Annotated in this window: 3 protein-coding genes; 1 reads left to right on the forward strand and 2 read right to left on the reverse strand. The window is 49.8% G+C overall.

What is annotated here, in order from left to right; genetic code table 11:
* The coding region (locus tag B9Z45_RS17495; protein WP_233252250.1) for a hypothetical protein at positions 1 to 491 on the forward strand (491 nt) is incomplete at its 5' end.
* Positions 492 to 618: 127 nt separating this feature from the next.
* Here B9Z45_RS17495 and B9Z45_RS16610 read toward each other — a convergent pair.
* Both B9Z45_RS16610 and B9Z45_RS17500 read right to left on the reverse strand, forming a co-directional pair.
* Positions 619 to 1,119, reverse strand: coding sequence for a macro domain-containing protein (locus B9Z45_RS16610; RefSeq protein ID WP_108408290.1), 501 nt, complete (start codon positions 1,117 to 1,119; stop codon positions 619 to 621).
* Between the two features lie 27 nt (positions 1,120 to 1,146).
* The coding region (locus B9Z45_RS17500; protein ID WP_233252251.1) for a hypothetical protein at positions 1,147 to 1,359 on the reverse strand (213 nt) is incomplete at its 5' end.

The following is a 1,359-nucleotide window of genomic DNA, read 5'->3' on the forward strand; positions in this document are numbered from 1 at the left end:
AAGAGCTACAGGCTCAAGGAGGCGGCGGCACGCTTGGACGTCAATCTGGAAACGTCATAATCTGGCTGCGCTGCCTGGGGGAATTTGGGGTGGCCACGGGTGGGGGAATTTGGACTGGCCATCAGGGACTCATTCGATATGACGCCCAACAACTGGACAACGGTGTCGCAGGGAAGGAAGATTTGAGCGGTAGCAAAGATTTGTCGAAAGCACATTTATTTGTGTTGTTATGGTTTGCCACCTATTACAGACAAAGCACAAAAACGGCACAAAGATGGAAGGCTGTAAGCCTTCAGCATCACGAGCAAGCCCTGCTTACACGGCAACTTGCAAACACTGCGATCGGTTGGCACTTCAGCTATCGCAGACGCTGCGTTTCAAAGCAGCACATAAAAGGAGACCGCGAAACCGCCCTTACCAATTTGGTTGTGCTGAAGTGCTGTGGTAACGAACTCACCAAAAGAGTCCTACCCACACTGAGCCCTGTGTAGGCTCAGTGTGGGTTGAATCTTCCAAAAGTCTCTAAGTCAAATCAATCGATCGGACTGTTCGGAGACTGAAATGAAGAAGAAATGTGCGATGAGCGAATGCGAAGAGCAAGCGAACGCGAGTTCGCTCTTAACCCAGTGCTGCAATGTATGCGGCTTTGAGAGCTTCATCTATGACACAAAGGCGTACCCACTTCAATGAGGTGCCATCCCACTCAGGTGATCGCAATACCTTAGCAGTGATCTCGGCAGCCAACTCCACCGGAAACTTGAAAACACCAATACCCATTGCAGGCATGGCAACAGACTCAATGTTATGAGTCACAGCGATGGACAGCGCCGATCTATATGCCGACTCGAGATATGCCTCAGCTTCTTCCTCAAATAAGTAATGTCCAGCACGGGCGTGGATCACATACTGATTAGGTAACTTAAAGCCGGGGGTGATCACCGCCATGCCGAGAGCTAATGGAGCGAACTGCTCGCAGTAGTCCTCAAGCTCATCACCAGCAGCCGTATGAATTGCACCAGCAACACCAGATCCAAGACGCAGGTTGGCATTGGCAGAATTGATCACCGCTTGGGCATCTGGCTGCTTGACTAAATTGGCTACGACGACTTGGATGTCCATATGGGCAGATCAGTAGGTGGGGTTAGATTAGATCACCAGGGGTACGGTTCTCAGCACCACTTGAAAATTGCGCAGCAGGATTTTTACGGAATGCAATGAAATTTTGTTGCCTATAACAGGCTGCTGAAATACCCCATTCGCGAGCGCAATTTCGCCCCGCATGGTTTTGATTTTTTTGATTTTCCTTTCGCATTCTGATATTCCCTTCGTTTTTTGTTCGCCTTGGCCCACTTGTAAGCC

Origin of the sequence: Limnohabitans sp. 2KL-17 (genome assembly GCF_003063415.1) — a bacterium.
Classification (GTDB): domain Bacteria; phylum Pseudomonadota; class Gammaproteobacteria; order Burkholderiales; family Burkholderiaceae_C; genus Limnohabitans_A.

Excerpts from the sequence above, each read along its gene's own strand:
- B9Z45_RS16610 (WP_108408290.1), bottom strand. The coding sequence starts at position 1,119 with ATGGACATCCAAGTCGTCGTAGCCAATTTAGTCAAGCAGCCAGATGCC.